This is a genomic window from Methylobacterium sp. HMF5984, from assembly GCF_045033435.1.
Taxonomy (GTDB): Bacteria; Pseudomonadota; Alphaproteobacteria; order Rhizobiales; family Beijerinckiaceae; genus Methylobacterium.
This window is the reverse complement of record NZ_JBJFLN010000001.1, coordinates 3,373,481-3,389,016: the sequence shown is the minus strand read 5'-3', so window position 1 is coordinate 3,389,016 and position 15,536 is coordinate 3,373,481. Positions and strand designations below refer to the sequence as shown.

General features: G+C 71.6%; 13 protein-coding genes. 2 read left to right on the top strand and 11 right to left on the bottom strand.

Annotated elements, in window-relative coordinates; translation table 11 throughout:
* Window positions 1–3: 3 nt before the first annotated feature.
* The 11 genes from ACFZ8E_RS16400 to ACFZ8E_RS16350 form a co-directional block, all read right to left on the bottom strand.
* Window positions 4–591, bottom strand: a complete 588-nt coding sequence (locus ACFZ8E_RS16400) for a biliverdin-producing heme oxygenase (RefSeq protein ID WP_244031363.1) — start codon at window positions 589–591, stop codon at window positions 4–6.
* The gene (locus ACFZ8E_RS16395) at window positions 588–3,197 is read right to left on the bottom strand and encodes a histidine kinase dimerization/phosphoacceptor domain -containing protein (RefSeq protein ID WP_405043266.1); all 2,610 of its coding nucleotides are present in this window, start codon (window positions 3,195–3,197) and stop codon (window positions 588–590) included. The genes ACFZ8E_RS16400 and ACFZ8E_RS16395 overlap by 4 nt, the downstream gene beginning before the upstream one ends.
* Before the next feature lie 115 nt (window positions 3,198–3,312).
* On the bottom strand, window positions 3,313–4,707 hold the full coding sequence (locus tag ACFZ8E_RS16390) for a dihydrolipoyl dehydrogenase (RefSeq protein WP_405043265.1): 1,395 nt from the start codon (window positions 4,705–4,707) through the stop codon (window positions 3,313–3,315).
* Window positions 4,708–4,830: 123 nt separating this feature from the next.
* The gene (locus ACFZ8E_RS16385; protein WP_405043264.1) at window positions 4,831–6,420 is read right to left on the bottom strand and encodes a c-type cytochrome; all 1,590 of its coding nucleotides are present in this window, start codon (window positions 6,418–6,420) and stop codon (window positions 4,831–4,833) included.
* A 42-nt stretch (window positions 6,421–6,462) separates the two neighbouring features.
* Entirely contained in the window at window positions 6,463–6,819 is a 357-nt protein-coding gene (locus ACFZ8E_RS16380) for a hypothetical protein (protein WP_405044394.1), read from the bottom strand.
* The gene (locus tag ACFZ8E_RS16375) at window positions 6,819–7,301 is read right to left on the bottom strand and encodes a TspO/MBR family protein (protein WP_405043263.1); all 483 of its coding nucleotides are present in this window, start codon (window positions 7,299–7,301) and stop codon (window positions 6,819–6,821) included. Before ACFZ8E_RS16375 ends, ACFZ8E_RS16380 begins: the two co-directional genes overlap by 1 nt.
* Window positions 7,298–8,482, bottom strand: coding sequence for a geranylgeranyl diphosphate reductase (locus tag ACFZ8E_RS16370; protein ID WP_405043262.1), 1,185 nt, complete (start codon window positions 8,480–8,482; stop codon window positions 7,298–7,300). Before ACFZ8E_RS16370 ends, ACFZ8E_RS16375 begins: the two co-directional genes overlap by 4 nt.
* Window positions 8,483–8,618: 136 nt before the next feature.
* Window positions 8,619–9,986 carry a BCD family MFS transporter gene (locus tag ACFZ8E_RS16365; protein WP_243946948.1) on the bottom strand — a complete coding sequence of 456 codons (1,368 nt, stop codon included), beginning with the start codon at window positions 9,984–9,986 and terminating at the stop codon, window positions 8,619–8,621.
* Window positions 9,986–10,867 (bottom strand): chlorophyll synthase ChlG, encoded by an 882-nt coding sequence (chlG, locus tag ACFZ8E_RS16360; protein WP_147728498.1) that lies wholly within the window; start codon window positions 10,865–10,867, stop codon window positions 9,986–9,988. The genes ACFZ8E_RS16365 and chlG overlap by 1 nt, the downstream gene beginning before the upstream one ends.
* Window positions 10,868–11,070: 203 nt before the next feature.
* Complete coding sequence (ppsR, locus tag ACFZ8E_RS16355; protein WP_243946955.1) at window positions 11,071–12,519, bottom strand: transcriptional regulator PpsR; 1,449 nt, start codon at window positions 12,517–12,519, stop codon at window positions 11,071–11,073.
* A gap of 35 nt (window positions 12,520–12,554) precedes the next feature.
* Window positions 12,555–13,442, bottom strand: a complete 888-nt coding sequence (locus ACFZ8E_RS16350) for a B12-binding domain-containing protein (protein ID WP_243933281.1) — start codon at window positions 13,440–13,442, stop codon at window positions 12,555–12,557.
* A 278-nt stretch (window positions 13,443–13,720) separates the two neighbouring features.
* On the opposite strand from ACFZ8E_RS16350, the gene bchF reads away from it, so the two are divergent.
* Window positions 13,721–14,236 (top strand): 2-vinyl bacteriochlorophyllide hydratase, encoded by a 516-nt coding sequence (gene bchF / locus ACFZ8E_RS16345; protein ID WP_243946958.1) that lies wholly within the window; start codon window positions 13,721–13,723, stop codon window positions 14,234–14,236.
* The gene (locus tag ACFZ8E_RS16340; protein ID WP_405043261.1) at window positions 14,233–15,534 is read left to right on the top strand and encodes a ferredoxin:protochlorophyllide reductase (ATP-dependent) subunit N; all 1,302 of its coding nucleotides are present in this window, start codon (window positions 14,233–14,235) and stop codon (window positions 15,532–15,534) included. Before bchF ends, ACFZ8E_RS16340 begins: the two co-directional genes overlap by 4 nt.
* Window positions 15,535–15,536 lie beyond the last annotated feature (2 nt).

The following is a 15,536-nucleotide window of genomic DNA, read 5'->3' as shown; positions in this document are numbered from 1 at the left end:
GCCTCAGCCGGCCCCGCACGCGGCGGACGAATCCGGCGCGCACAGCCAGATCCGAAGCGCGTCGAACGTCGCGGTGCCGGTCGCCAGGGCGGCCGCCTCCGCCTCCGGATCGCCCGACAGGCAATCGAGCCGGGCGCGGAAGGCGTTCCACATCACGCCGGTCTGCCGGCCATGGGCGCGGTAATAGGCGAGGCCCGCCTGCGTCAGCCCGTGCACCGCGCCGATGTGCCGGCCGATGACCTGGCCGCCGAGCGTGGAGCCTTCGAGCACGTAGAGCGCCCCCATCGCCGCGGCTTCGTCCGCGAACGTCACGGCCGAGGGCCGGGGCAGGGTGGCGATCTCGGCGTCCGGCATCCCGAGATGGGCGAGGTCCGCCGCCAGCGCGGCGAAGCGACGGCGCGGGCCCCAGAACGCCTCGTCGGCGAGCGCAAGCCCGATCGCCGGCTCATAGGCCGCATGGAATCCATGGAAGCGGGCGAGCAGGTCGCGATATCCGGGCAGCGTCGCGACGCGCGCCCGCCAGTCGAGCGCGTCCTCGAGACCCTGATGCGACGAGGCGGTGGCGGCGCGCAGCCGCTGGTGCAGGCTCACGCCGTGATCGTGAAGCAGGCGCCGGGCGCGTTGTCGACGTCGAGGCGGGCGTTGATCTGGTCGAGCATCGCCCGGATCAGCTTCATCCCGAGCCCGACGCCGGTGCCGTTGGCGCGGGGCTTGGTCTCCGACCAGCCCTCGGGCAGGCCCTCGCCGTCGTCGCAGACGCGCAGCCGCACGCTGCCGGGGCCGTGGCCCGAAACGGTGACCGCCACGCGGCCGACGCCCTCAGGCTTGGCGGCGTACTTGAAGGCGTTGGTGACGAGCTCGGTGGCGATCAGCGAGAGCGCCACGGCTTTGCGGTAGGGCACCATCAGGCCGGGCTCGGCGGTGAGGTCGACGGCATGGCCGCCGCCCGCCATGCCGGCGAGGTCGGTGCAAAGCGCCTCGATGGTCTGGCCGAGGTCGACCTCCTCGACGTTCTCCGCCTGATACAGGCTGTCGTGGACGCGGGCGACACTCATCACCCGGGCGGAGGTGTCGGCGAAGGCCTGCCGGGCGGCCGGATCGGAGACCTGACGCCGCTGCATCTGCAGGAAGGCCGAGACGATCTGCAACGAGTTCTTCACCCGATGGTCGATCTCGCGGGTCAGGAGATCCTTCTGGGCGAGCAGGCGCTCCTTCTCGGCGAGGAGGCCGGTGAGCTCGTCGATCTTGCGGCGCTGGCGCAGGACGACGCCCTCCACCGCGTGGGCGAGGGAGCCGGCCAGCGACACCTGCCAGTCGGCCCAGGGGCTGGCGAAGCCCGTGCGCTCCTCGACCCAGCGCTCGAACGAGCGCCGCGGCAGCACCGCGACGGGCCCGTTGCCGGCGAGCACCGGTTTCCGCGGATCGCCGCTCCACGTCACCGTGCTCGACACCTCCGGGCGGAACCAGAGCAGCAGGTTCTCGCGGGATTCGTCGACGAACGCGGCGAGCACGCCGCTCGCGATCTCGCGGTGCGTGGCGGCGGCGGGACACTGTGCGGAGAAGTTGGCGCTGGCATAGGTGGTCTCGCCCGGCGCCAGGATCTCCTTCAGCCAGTCGCCGATCGCGCGGACGGCCTCGTCCGGGGGCGTCGTGCCGATCAGGGTCGCGCGCGCGCCGGAGACGATCGCCGCGCCGGTCGACCCGAACAGGTCGAGGAGGGTGGTCGAGCCGCCGGTCAGCGCCGCGACGAAGTCGTCCGACCGGGTCAGGCCGCGGACCAGGCGTCCTTCGGTGTCGAGATGGGCCTTGCGCTCGGTCCAGAGCCGGCGCGCCTCGATCTCCTGCACGCGCATGGCAAAGGCGTCGGTGAGCACGGTCGCGGCGGCGCGGGTCTCGGGCGCGACGTAGTGCGGGTGGCGGTGATGGCCGATCATCAGGCCCCACAGCCGCCCCTCGACCATGATCGAGATCGACATCGAGCCGTTCACGCCGAGGTTGCGCTGGTACTCCAGGTGGATCGGCGAGAGCGTGCGGTGCTGCGCGAAGGTGAGGTCGATCGGGCCGTTGCCGGCCGCCGGCGCCGCGACCAGGGGCACGGGCACCGAATCGCGATCGATCACGAAGCGGCTCTTGGCCTTGGTGTAGAGCGCGCGCGCCTGGGCCGGGATGTCGGAGGCCGGGAACCGCAGCCCGAGCAGGGCGCGCGACCAATCCGGCACCTTGTCCTCGGCGATCGCCTCGCCGTTCCAGTCCGCGTCGAAGCGGTAGACCAGCACGCACTCGAAGCCGGTGAGCGCCCGGACCTCGAGCGCGGCGATGCGGGCGGCCCCGCTCAGCGTCTCGGCGGCCCGGAGGCGGGTGACGGCGAGTTCCGAATCGGTCTGGGTCGCGACCCGGAAGTCCTCGGGATGCTCGGGCTCGAGCTCCAGCTCGACGATGACCCGGCCGGAATGGGCGTGGACGATGGCGTAGTAGCTGGCATGGTCGTCGCCCGCGAGCTTGAGCGTGCGGCGGATCGAGCGCCCGTCGTCGAGGGTGGCGCTGGCGAGGCGCTGGCGGATCGTCTCGACGAAGGCGGTCGGCAGGACCTCGGCCAGGGGCAGGCCGGCGATCCGCTCCGGCGCGCGGCTGAGCACGTCGCGGACGTTGGTGCTGTGGGCCAGGATCTCGAGCGTGCCGGCATCGGCCGCCAGCATCACCGCGTTCGGCTGGATCGAGCCCGGGATGTGGATCGGCTCGCGCTCGCAGAGCTGGGGATCGACCGGCTCGGCCCGGACGCGGCGGCCGATGGCGGCCATCACCGCCTCGCGCGACTGGCCCGCGCCGAGGGTCTCCACCGGGGTGATCGTGAGCCAAGTGACACCTTTGCCGCTCCGCATCCGCACGCGGGCGCGCAGGGGCTGCGGCATGCGCCCGAACACGAAGTCGAAGCTCTCGTCGAGGTGCCCGCGGCGGGTGCCCGCGAGGAAGCGGCCGAAGAACCCGGGGACGTTGGTGCTCGGCACCACCTCGCGGAAGTAGTTGCGGCCGATCACGGCGGCGCTGGCGAGGCCCGAGAGCGCGCTCGCCCCCTCGCTGAACGACACGATCGTCCCGGCGGCGTCGAGCCCGATTACCCCGATATCGAGGCCATCGCGCTCTTCCGCCGTCAGGGCGTCGAGGTCGATCGCATTGCCCGCGGCAACGATCGTGGACATCAGGAATGGGACCGCGTCATCTGCGGCCCGGTATGACCCGTGGGACGGGCGGGCGCAATGGTATCCGCGATGCGGCAAGATGAAGGATCGGTCACGACCGTCCGGCGTCCGGCGATCATCCCTTCCGCGGTTGTATAAGATCGGACAATGCGCTCGCAAGTCCCTCTTCGACGGTGGGATGGTAGATCGGCCGCGCCAGAAGGTCGTCGACGGTCCGTCCGTCGCCGATCGCGTGCGCCACGAGATGGGCGAGGTGCTCGCAGGACGGCCCGAGCATCTCGCCGCCGAGCAGGCGCCCGTCCCGATCCGCCCAGAGCCGGATGCCGCCCCGGTTGACGCCCTCGACCCGCGCCCGGCCCTGGTCGTCGAACGACATCCCGCCGACCACGCGCCCGTCGCCCGCCTCGGGATCGAACGGCGCACCGATGCTCGCCGCCTGCGGGTGGGTGAACACCATGGCGAGCGCCGGCCAGGGCTCCGGCGCCGCGAGGGCTCGGCCCGCGGCGAGGGCCGACGCGTTCCGCCCGGCGATCCCGCCCTGGCGGCTCGCCTCGTGCAGGACCGGTCGCACGGCGTTGGCGTCGCCCGCGATCAGCACGGGCGCCCCCGCACAGAGCAGGGTCCGGGCGTCGAAGGCCGGCATGCCCTTCTCGTCGAGACGAAGCCCGGCCTGCGCGAGGTCGAGGCCTCGGACGTTGGGCGGCCGGCCGGCGGCTGCGAGCACCCGGGCGAAGGTGCCAGTGCGACGGGTGCCGTCCGCCTCCGCCCAGGTCAGCTGCGCCCCGCCGTCGACGGGCTCGGCCGAGGCGAGTTCTGACCCGAGATGCAAGGCCATCTCGTCGGAGAAGATCGCGGCCGCGTCCTTCCGAAGGCCGGGCTCGCTCAGGCCGGCCAGGCCCGCCCCGGTGTCGAAGAGGTCGACGCGCACGCCGAGGCGCGCCATCGCCTGGGCGATCTCGATGCCGACGGGCCCTCCGCCGATCACCGCCAGCGACGCCGGAAGGTCGGGAAGCTCGAACACGGTGTCGGTGGTCAGGACGGCGTCGCCCAGCGGCGCGAGCGGCTTCGGGATGCTCGGGCTCGATCCCGTGGCGATCACCGCCGCCCGAAACGCGACGCGGCGGTCGTCGCCGAGCGCGAGCGTCCGGGCGTCGAGGAACCGCGCCTCGCCGGCGAGCCGCTTGGCCGACGGGATCGCGTCGAGCCCGTCGCGCACCCCGGCGACGAAGCGGTCGCGCTCGGCCCGCACACGCGCCATCACCGCGGGGCCGTCGACCGATACGCCCGACACCGCGACGCCGAACAGGCTGGCGCGGCGCGCGTCGTGGGCCGCCGCCGCGGCCGCGACGAGCAGCTTCGAAGGCATGCAGCCGACGCGTGCGCAGGTGGTGCCGCCGGGGCCGCGCTCGATCAGCACGGCGTCGGCGCCCGCCGCCTCGGCGGCACGGAACGCGGCGATCCCCGCCGTGCCGGCCCCGATGACGGCCACGTCACAGGTCTGATGCGTCATGGTTTTGAAAAGACCGGGATTGCGGAATCGAGCGACACCGCGACATCCCCTCGTCGGCGCGGCCGGCCAACGCGCCAATCGCGCGCTGGTTCGTCAGGCCGCCCGCGACCGGTTGCCCGTGGCTCAGTTCGGCTTCGGCATCGCCGGAGCCGGCATCGTGCTGGCCTGCCGCTCCGGGTGCTTGAGCTGGCTGTAGACGAGGTTGCTGAAGCTGCCGATCGTCGCGTGCCAGGGCAGCTTCACGTCGTCGGTCTCCGGCTTGGCGGCCTTGCAGAATGCCGTGGTCAGGCCGTTGACGATGTCGTCGTCCCGTCCCGCGGGCAGCACCGACTTGATCTTCGGCAGGAGCGCATCGATGCGCGGGATGAAGTCCTCCTGCTTGAGGCCCTTCAGCTGTTCCGCGGCACCGGCGTCGGCCACGGCCTTGGCCACGTCCGGCTGCTCGATCTCGGCGCAGGGCGCATTGCCGGCGAGCATGGTGCTCGTCGCCTTGCGCGCGTCCGCGGCGACGCCGGACTTCAGGACGGGAGCGCTGTTGCCCCAGGAGTTGCGGATGTAGTCGGTGACGTCGGCGACCTGCTGGTCGGTCATCCCCTGGCCGATCGCGGTCATCGGCGCGTAGCCGCTCTGCGCGCCGAGCCCGCCGTAGATCACGCGCAGCACCGTCTCCGGGCCGGCCGACTGGACCGAGGTGTTGCCGGCGAGCGCCGGGATCGCACCCTCGACGCCCTTGCCGTCGGGCTGGTGGCAGGACGAGCAGTAGCTGAGGTAGACGCCCGCGCCCGGCGCGCCGGTGGTGTCGTAGGCCTGCAGGTCCTTGGACTTGTAGGTCTGCTTGGCCTGGTAGGTCCGGAGATACGCGACCATCGCCTTGAGGTCGGCGTCCGTCATCTTCGAGAGCGATTCCTCGATGGTCTGGCGCATCGGGCCGGCGGCGACGCCGGGCTTGTCGCCCGGGGCGGTGCCGGTCTTGAGGTAGGTCACCACCTGCTCCTCGGTCCAGGCGCCGATGCCCTGGTGGCCGTCGGGGGTGATGTTCGGGGCGTACCAGCCGTCGATCACGCCACCGCCGAGCTTGCCCGCGAGGCTGCTGTTGCCGACGATCTTATTCTCGTTGTGGCACATGCCGCAGTGGCCGAGCCCCTCGACGAGGTAGCCGCCGCGGTTGACCTCGGCGGTGGCGTTCGGATCGGGCTTCCACTCGCCCGGCGTGAAGAAGGCGGTGCGCCAGGTGATCAGGGCGGTGCGGATGTTGAACGGGAACGGGATCTCGCTGTCCTTGCGCGGCTCCTTCACCGGCTCGAGCGAGCGCAGGTAGGCCCAGATCGCCTTGACGTCGTCGGTCGTCACCTTGGTGTACCAGGCGAAAGGGAAGGCCGGGTAGAGGTAGTGCCCCTCGTTGTCGATGCCCTCGTGCATCGCCTTGACGAAGTCCGCTTCCGTCCACTTGCCGAGGCCGGTCTCGTCGTCGGGCGTCAGGTTGGGGGTGCGGATCTTTCCGATCGGCGTGTTGAGGACGTAGTTGCCGGCCAGCCGCTTGCCGCTCGGGCCGGTATGGCAGGCGACGCAATCGCCGGCGTTGACGAGGTACTCGCCGCGCTTCACCAGATCCTGGCTCGCGCCCCCGGCAGCCTCCTGCGCGAAGGCCGCGATCGGCAGGCTGGAACCCAGCAGAAAACCGGAGGTCGCGGCCAGAGCGAGGAAGCCACGCATGATGCCTAATCTCCGGTTGTGGCAGGTGAGAAGCATAATAATTCAGCTTCGCGGCCGCGCGTTGAACGCGGCCGCCGCGTCGGAAGTTCCTGGCACGCCAGGGGCGCCGGTGCGACCAAGCGTCAGGCCGGCCGGGTTGCGCAGGCGCGGCACGAGGTCCCCGAGATGGGCGCCGAGCGAAACCACCATCCAGCCGGCGACGACCGGCCAGGGCGACTGGACCAGGGCCGCACGCACGGCCAGCATCAGCGCCGCCCCGGAGACGAGGTTGCACAGGAGCGGCACCGGCGCCGGCCCGCGACCCGTCCGCCACCGGAACGCGAGCAGCATCGCGGCCTCGGCGGCGACGAGCACGAGGATCGCGTCGACGATCCGGCCGGTTGCGAACCACTCCGCCATCATGCGGCTCCGAACGGGCCGTTGAGCCGCACGATGGCGCGGTTGAGGAACCCGGCGATCGTCACCCAGAGGAGGTAGGGCGCCAGCAGCACCGCCGCGACGCCCGAGACCGGCAGCGTGACGGCGATCAGCGCCGCCACCGAGAGCCAGAGCAGGACGAGCTCGAAGAACGCCCAGTCCGGCCGCTCGGCGCGGAAGAACAGCGCGCTCCAGGCGATGTTGAGCATGGCATTCACGGCGTAGGCCGCGAGCAGCACGACGCGCTGCGGCTCGTCGGCCTCGCTCCAGGCGATCACGGCGGAGACGACGCAGAGCGCGAAGATCGTCGCCCAGACCGGGCCGAACGCCCAGTCCGGCGGCTTCCAGGCCGGGTTGCGCAGGGCGCGGTACCACGGGCCGGTGGTGGTCAGCACGCCGCCGGCCAGGGCCACCACGAGCGCGGACAGGGTGGCTATCGCCGCCGGCAACCAGACCTCGCTCAAGGCGAGACCCAGCGGAACAGGTGCGCCATGTCCTTGAAGAAGATCTTCACGTGCGCCATCGGCTTCTTCCGCACCAGCTCCTTGTTCATGTAGCTTTCCCAGGTGAGCTGCTGCACGTCCTCATCGCGGCAGATCGAGACGAAGCGCTCGCGCAGGGCGTCGTTGCGGTACCAGACCGCCTGCATGATCCGCAGGATCAGGAACACCCGCCCGTGCAGCTTCATGAAGCGACGGCGGGCCTGGGCGAGGGCGCGGGCATCGCCCGTCCTGAGGAACGCGTCGGCCGCGTCAGCGGCGAGCCGGCCGCCGAGCATCGCGTAGTAGATGCCCTCGCCGGATGCGGGCGCGACGATGCCGGCGGCATCCCCCGTGAGCAGGACGTCGCGGCCGTTGTCCCACTTCCTCAGCGGCTTGAGCGGCAGCGGCGCACCCTCGCGGCGGACCGTCTCGCCCGCCGCCAGCCCCGTCGACTCGCGCAGGTTGCGGATCGCGGTGCGGAGCGAGAAGCCCTTCCGCGCCGAGCCGGTGCCGATGCTGATCGTCTCGCCGTGCGGGAAGATCCAGGCGTAGAAATCGGGCGAGTGCTTGCCCTGGTAGAACACGTCGCAGCGCGTGGCCGCGTAGGCTCCGCTGCCGTCGGCCGGCGGCCGGACGATCTCGTGGTAGGCGAAGACCTGGCGCATCCCGGCATGGCCCGGGATCTCGGCCCGGCCGACCGGGGACGAGGCCCCGTCGGCACCGATCACCAGCTTGGTCCGCACCGTGCGCGCCGCGTCGCCGACGCGGTAATGCACCGTGGTGCCGGCACCGTCGCGGACGATGCGTTCGTAGGTGCCGGGGCGGTGGTCGGCGCCGGCGAGCGAGGCCCGGTCGCGCAACCACGGATCGAAATGCTCGCGGTCGACCATGCCGACGAAGCCGTCGCCGACCGGCATATCGACGGCCGTGTCGGAGGGCGCGATCATCCGCGCGAGCTTGATGCGGGCGACGATCTGCGCGTCGGGGATGGCGAAATCGCGGATCGCCCGCGGGGGGATCGCGCCGCCGCAGGGCTTGATCCGCCCCGGCTTGTCGAGGAGCAGCACGCTGCGGCCCATCCGCGCCAGGTCGGTCGCCGCCGTCGCGCCGGCGGGACCGCCGCCGACCACGACGCAATCGAAGAATTCGGGGGCTTCGGACATGCTGTGCTCCCTGGCGTTGGTTTCGGCGGGCGGCGCTTGGAGCGTCTTCCCAGATCGCCGGATCAAAAAAACGCTCTCTCGTCGTCGGGTCGGATGTCCTTCACGCGAGCCGGCATCCACCTCGCCTGAAAACGCCCTAGAACCGCGGCTCGAACCGGAGATCGAGCGCCGCCCGGCGTTGCGCGCGCGGCACGCGGGTGGCGCCCGCATGCTCGATCCGCAGCGCGATCAGGGTGGCGAGCACGAACAGCAGCGCCTCCGCCAGGAAGACGGCGGCGTAGGCGTGGACGGCTTCCGGGGTGACGAGGCGGGCGAGGTCGACCGCGACGGTGCCGAGGAAGCCGCCGGCGCCGAAGGCCACGCCCTGCGCCGCGCCCCACACGCCCATGCGCGTGCCGCGCTCGGCCTCGCCGCCGGCGCCCGCGAGCCCCATCATCGAGCCGATCGCGGCGACCGCGAAGACGCCGTTGAACAGGCCGAGGCCGAAGACCACGGCGCGTAATGGAAACTCCGGCCCGACGAGGCCGCCGGCCGCGATCCCGACGAGCATCGCGCCGGAGCCGGCGCAGCCCAAGGCCGTCCAGAGCTTGAGCGAGCCGAGCCAGGGTCCGCCGACGCCCATGGTGAGACCCGCGACCAGCAGCATCCCGGCGAGCACGCCGCCGTGCTGGAGGCCGGCGAGCTTGGTGGTGGTGCCCGGCGTCATCGCGAAGACGAGGCCGGCGAACGGCTCGAGGATCAGCTCCTGGGCGCTGTAGGCCAGCATCGCCACGAAGATGAACACGGTGAAGCGGCGCGAGGCCGGCTCGGACCAGACCTTGGCGAGCACCGCCCGGAACGGCGCCTTCGCAGAGCCGGCGGTCTCCGATCGCACCGGCGCGACGGTTGGCTCGACCCCGCGCACGGCCAGGCACGCGAGGACGAACGCCGCGAGCGAGACGGTGCCGGAGACCGCGACCAGGCGCGCGCCGGAGAACGGATCGAGGAAGTGCCCGGCCAGCGGCGCCGTGACCGCGAAGCCGGCGATCATCATCACCCAGACGATGGTGGCGGCGGCACCCCGGCGCCGATCCTCGACGCCGGTGGCGAGCAGGACGAGGAGCGAGGTTCCCGCCGCGCCCGCGCCGATGCCGACGGAGAAGAAGGCGAGGATCGCGAGCGAAAGGCCGGTGGCGAGGTTCGTCTCGGCGAGCGCCGTCGCCGCCGCGGCGAGGAAGCCGCCGAGCGCCAGGGCGGCCATGCCGCCGACGATCCACGGCGTGCGGCGGCCGCCGACATCCGAGCCGTAGCCCCAGCGCGGGCGCAGCACCTGCACCGCGTAGTGCAACGCGACCAGCGCGCCCGGGACGATGGCGGGCAGCGCCAGCTCCACCACCATCACCCGGTTGATGGTCGAGGTCATCAGCACGACGACGGAGCCCAGCGCGGTCTGGACGAGGCCGAGACGGACGATCTGCGCCCAAGAGAACGAAGATGTGAATGACGATGAGGCGGGCGCGGCCATCACGGGGCTCCCACGAGCGGGCGGAGCGCGAAGGCGGAAACCAGCATGCCGAGCACGTAGAGGGTGGTGCCGGTGCCGTTGTACCACGCGGCCTTCGCCCGCGGCGCGGCGAGCAGCCGGCGCATCAGCGCGATCTGCCCGACGAGCAGCAGCGCGACGATCGCGGCGTGCCACCCCCGGCTCCAGCCGTAGAGGAACGCGATCACGGCCACCTGCGGCACGGTCATCACGAGGCAGGCGAAGCGGGCGGCCCCGGGGATGCCGAGCTGAACCGGCAGCGAGCGGATGCCGGTGAGGGTGTCGCCCTCCACCGACTTGAAATCGTTCAAGGTCATGATCCCGTGGGCGCCGATCGAGTACAGCGCCGCGACGATCAGGACGCGGCGGTCGGGCACGGTGGCGGCCATCACGGCGGCACCGGTGAACCACGGCAGTCCCTCGTAGCAGATCGCCACGGCGGAATTGCCCCACCAGCCGTTGCTCTTCAGGCGCATCGGCGGCGCGCTGTAGAGCCACGCCAGGACGAGGCCGAAGATCGCCGCGCCGAGGATCCAGGGCCCGAGCGCGGCGGCGACGAGGAGCGAAAGCCCGGTCCAGGCCCCGGCGACGTAGAGCCCCCAGCGGCCGGGCATGCGGCCGGACGGGATCGGGCGGTTCGGCTCGTTGATCGCGTCGACGTGGCGATCGTACCAGTCGTTGACCGCCTGGCTGGTGGCGCAGACCAGCGGCCCGGCGAGCACGACGCCGGCCATGATCACCGGCCATTGCCCGTGGGTGGATTGCCCCGACGAGACCACGCCGCAGGCGAAGGCCCACATCGGCGCGAACCACGTGATCGGCTTGAGCAGTTCGACGAGTGCGCTGGGAGCCGGTGTCGCCATGGTGCGAGGCTAGGATCTCGCCCTACGAAGTGTCAAGCAGAGATGACACGACAGATGATCGAAAACTTGGACACATGAAGGTAGGAGTAGTGCCAAGCTGAAACCAAGCGGGCGAGGTCGAACGCCGACGGACGGTCCATTCACGATCGTTCCGGCGGCGGACGTCGCGATTCGCGGGTGGAGGCAGGCCGAGCGGATCGCGCTCAGGCGTCGGGATAGTCGGGCCCGTCGAGATCGCCGATGCCGTAGCGGCGCAACTTGGCGTAGAGGCCCTGGCGACTGAGCCCGAGCATCTCGGCGGCCGAGGCCCGGTTGTCGCGGGTGATCCGCAGCGCCGCCTCGATGCAGAGACGCTCGATCAGGTCGGTGGTCTCGCGCACGAGGTTCTTCATCGAGACGCGGCCGACCAGCTCGGTCATCTGCTCGACCGAGCGCGGCAGCTCGTGCCCGCCCGACACCGCCGTCGCCACGGCACGGCGCGGCGTGCCGCGAATGGTGAAGCCGAGGCAGGGCGGGCGGGCGTTCGGCACGGCGACGGCGGCGATCTCGACCTCCTCGACGGATCCGAGAAGGCCGCGCAGGCCGGTGGCGAAGTGGCGGACCGAGCCGTGCTCGGCCAGCGTCGCGAACAGGGTCGCGGCCTCGGTCTCCTCGCGGCCGATCCAGCGGTCGATCAGCTCGCCGCGCGCCTGCTCCACGGTCGCGACCTGGGCGAGGTCGAGGAAGGCCCCGTTGGCGGTGAGGATCCGCCGCGACAGGTCGGTGACGACGAACCCTTCGGGAATGCCCTCGATGACGTCGAGGAGCGGGCCGCGCCGCTCGGGCGACGCGGCGTCGCCGATCGCGGAATCGCTCAGCCGCAGCAGCGCGCTCGCCGAGCTGCCCTGCCGGAACAGCGATGCCGAGATCCGCGCCTGCCCGCGGCTTCCGGCGAGCCGGGTCTCGAGATCCTCGGCCTTGCCGGTGGCGCGCAGGCCGGAGAACAGCAGCTCGATCTCGCGCCCGCTCGCCGCCTCGAACAGCTCGACCACGTCCAGCCCGAGGATCCGCTTCTCGGTGCGCCCGAGGAGCCGGACCGCGGCGGGGTTGACCTCGGTGACCCGGCGCGTGGCCGCGTCGACCACGAGCACCGGCTCGCTGCCGAGCTGGAACAGCATGCGGTAGCGGGTCTCGGCGCCGCGCAGGCGGAGATAGTCGCGCTCCAGCGCCTGCTGCGTCTCGACGAGCTTGCGCTGGAGCGAGGCCATGGCGAGCAGGTTGCGGCCGATCGCGATGATCGAGCCGTCCGTGCCGAAGCGCATCGCGGCGTAGCGGATCGGCAGGTCGTCGCCGGAGACGGACGGGTGGTTGACCTGCCGCCAGCGCGTCACCCCGTCCGGCGCGGCGTCGCGCAGCAGCGCGTCGATCTTCGGGCGGCTCTCGACGGTGACGGTGTCGATCCAGCGCCGCCCGAGCCACGTGTCGCAGCCCTGGCCCGCGAGGTCCGGGGCGGCGAAGGCCGCGTCGCGGATGATGCCGTCGGCATCCACCACCAGGGACAGGTCGGTCGCGGCCGCGACGAGAAGGCCCGCCGCCTCTCCCCCGAGGGCCGACAGGGTCTTGCTCAGGGCTGCGGAGGGGTTCTGCGCAGCGTGGGTGGCCAAGCTGGTCAAGTCTCACCGCTTCGTGAAGTCGTCGATCGGGTCTTTCAGCAGGCTCCCGCCCTGAGATCAAGCATGAACTCGGCGGCGGCCACAGCACGACGCGCATCCGTGGCCGTGGCATCAGCACCCACGCGCTCGATATGCCCCGGATTGTCGACGAAGATCGGGCCGCCGACGAGGATACGCACGCCGGGATTGAACGAGACCCGGCGCAGCTCGTGGACGGTCTTGGTCAGGGTCGGCAGAAGCACCTCGCAGCCGAGCGACAGGCCGATCACGTCGAACCAGGCGGTCCGCGCCTGGTTCAGGATCTCGCCCACCGGCGCGAGCGCCGTGCTCGTGACGTCCCAGCCCGCGTCGCGAAAGAACTGCTCGATCATCGACAGCCCGAACATGTGGGTCTCGCCGGGACAAAGGCTCAGGAGGATGCTGTGCCCGTCCCGGTGCCCTCCTGTTTCGCCGCCGTAGCGGCGCGCGAGGTCGTGCATGATCCGCTGCAGGCGGCCCATCGCGATCGTCAGCTCGGCGAAGTCGCAGAGGTCCTCCTCCCAGAGCACGCCGAGGTGCCGCGCGGTCGGCGCCAAGAGGTCGAGGAGCAGGCTGTCGAGGGCGAGGCCGTCGTCGACGAGCGCGGCGATGCGCGCCTCCACCACCTCGCCGGCCGGCGCCAGCACGAGGGAGGCGAAGGCCTCGATGTCCTCGGCGGTCGGCTTTCTCGGCCCCGGGCCGCGCGTCGACGCCTCCATGCGGTGTGCGAGCATCAGGCGGGGGATGATCTCGGCCTCGACCACGCGGGAGAGGTGACCGTGCCAGCGATCGGACAATTGCTGCCGGCGCGGCGGCGCCTGCTGGTCGATCTCGCAGGCTGACGCCATCTCGCGAGCGAGCGCTAGGATGGCGTTTCGCCCCTCGGAGCGCCTCAAGTCATCCATTGGCCAACTCCAATGTCGCTGACGGCTTAATTGTATTCAAAATATAGCTTGGCCGGGGTTAGGATTCCCCGTGCCGTCGCCCTCTCCGGGACGACTTGACCTAGACGATACGCTTTCGAGGCGGCTTGGCAATGGTCGAATCGAATAAGAATGCTTCCACGTCATTGTCATACGGTTTTGACGTAAAGCGCGCTTGACACTTTCTGGCACGGTTTCTAGGCTTCCCCCAAGCCGCCCTCCCGAGAGGCGGCCCGCCGCAGCAGGGATGGGGTAAGGCTATGGGTCCCAGCGACCGGACGGCACGACCACCACTCTACACGTCGGCCGAGTGCGCCCGGCGCGACGCGACCCGCTGGACCCTGGTCCAGGGCCTTCTGGCCCCGCTTCAATTCCTCGTGTTCCTCGTTAGCCTGGGGCTGGTCCTGCGGACGCTGTCCACCGGGGAGGGCGAGGCCGCGGCCAACCTCTCGGTGCTGGCCAAGACCTTCCTGCTCTACGCAATCATGGTTACCGGCTCGATCTGGGAGAAGGCGGTGTTCGGGCGATACCTGTTCGCCCCGGCCTTCTACTGGGAGGACGTGGTCAGCATGCTCGTGCTGGCCCTGCACACCGCCTATCTCGGCGCCCTCGGCTTCGGGCTCCTCGGCACGGCCGGCCTCATGTGGCTCGCGCTCGCGGCCTACGCCTCCTACGCGGTCAACGCGACGCAATTCCTGCTGAAGCTGCGAGCGGCGCGGCTGCAGGCGCCACGGCGTCCGCGCCCCGTCGCCGGCACCGCGATGGTGGCGCGATGAACGCGCCCTTCCTCCCGCCGAGGACCGTCGCAGCCACCGCCGAACCCGGCTGCGGCGACGTGGCGATCCGGCAGGAGCGTGGCCAGCGCGCGGTGTTCTGCGGGCTGACCGGCATCGTCTGGCTGCACCGCAAGATCCAGGACGCGTTCTTCCTCGTCGTCGGCTCGCGCACCTGCGCCCACCTGATCCAGTCGGCCGCCGGGGTGATGATCTTCGCCGAGCCGCGCTTCGCCACCGCGATCATCGACGAGCGGGACCTCGCCGGCATCGCCGACATGAACGAGGAGCTCGATCGGGTGGTGCGCCGCCTGATCGAGCGCCGCCCCGACATCCGGCTGCTGTTCCTGGTCGGCTCGTGCCCCTCCGAGGTGATCAAGCTCGATCTCGGCCGCGCGGCGCAGCGGCTCTCGACCACCTTCTCGCCGGACGTGCGGGTGCTGAGCTATTCCGGCAGCGGCATCGAGACCACGTTCACGCAGGGCGAGGATGCCTGCCTCGCGGCCCTGGTGCCCGAGATGCCGCGGGAAGCGCCCGACGCCGCCCCGTCGCTGCTGGTAGCGGGCGCGCTCGCCGACGTGGTCGAAGACCAGTTCCTTCGGCTGTTCTCCGAGCTCGGCATCGCGAACGTCGCGTTCCTGCCGGCGCGCCGGGCCGGCGCGCTGCCGGCCGTCGGCCCGAACACAACGTTCCTGCTGGCGCAGCCGTTCCTGACCGACACCGCCAAAGCCCTGGAGGCCCGCGGCGCCAAGCGCCTGTCGGCCCCGTTCCCGCTCGGCGTGGAGGGCACGACGCGCTGGCTCAGGGCCGCGGCCGACGCGTGGGGGGTGCCTGAGGGCCGCTTCGAGGCGGCGACCGCGCCGGGCCGGGCCCGCGCCGCCCGCGCGCTCGATCACCACCGCGAGACGCTTGCCGGCAAGCGGGTGTTCTTCTTCCCCGATTCGCAGCTCGAGGTGCCGCTCGCCCGGTTCCTGTCGCGGGAATTGGGCATGGGCCTGTGCGAGGTCGGGACGCCCTACCTGCACCGCGGGCACCTCGCGGAAGACCTCGCCCTGCTGCCCGACGGCACGGACATCGTCGAGGGCCAGAGCCTCGACGCGCAGATGGACCGGGCCCGGGCCGAGAGGCCCGACCTGACGGTCTGCGGCCTCGGCCTCGCCAACCCGCTGGAGGCGGAAGGGCTCGCGACCAAGTGGTCGATCGAGTTGCTGTTCACGCCGATCCAGGGCTACGACCAGGCCGGCGACCTCGCCGAGCTGTTCGCCCGCCCGCTCGTCCGCCGCACCCGGCTGGAGGTCTGAGG